Origin of the sequence: Streptomyces sp. MMG1533 (assembly GCF_001279775.1) — a bacterium.
In the GTDB taxonomy this organism is placed as follows: Bacteria; Actinomycetota; Actinomycetes; order Streptomycetales; family Streptomycetaceae; genus Streptomyces.
Genome location: NZ_LGDG01000153.1, coordinates 1 through 335, shown reverse-complemented (window position 1 = coordinate 335; position 335 = coordinate 1). Strand labels below are relative to the sequence as shown.

At 69.6% G+C, this 335-nt stretch carries 1 protein-coding gene; it reads right to left on the bottom strand.

Translation table 11 applies throughout. From position 1 onward, the window contains the following. Positions 1–139 precede the first annotated feature (139 nt). On the bottom strand, positions 140–335 hold a 196-nt coding region (locus tag ADK57_RS16605), incomplete at its 5' end, for a DUF397 domain-containing protein (protein ID WP_420711864.1).

The window sequence follows — 335 nt, the reverse complement described above, 5'->3', positions numbered from 1 at the left end:
GTTCCGTCGGGGGCGGTGGCGACGTAGAGGCAGTTCTGGTCGGGGGCTCCGCTGAACGAGGACTTCTGCCAGGTGAGTTCGGGCATCCGGGCCTCCTCAAAGGGTGTACAGCACGTGCTGTCGCCCCGTGCCCGGCCTGTCAGTCGGCGTCCGTGACGTACCGGATCAGGGCGGCGAGGCCGGCGGGGGCGGTGGTCAGGATGACGTGGGGGGTGTCGCTCTCGCGGAGGCGGATCGTTCCGTCGGGGGCGGTGGCGACGTAGAGGCAGTTCTGGTCGGGGGCTCCGCTGAACGAGGACTTCTGCCAGGTGAGTTCGGGCATCCGGGCCTCCTCA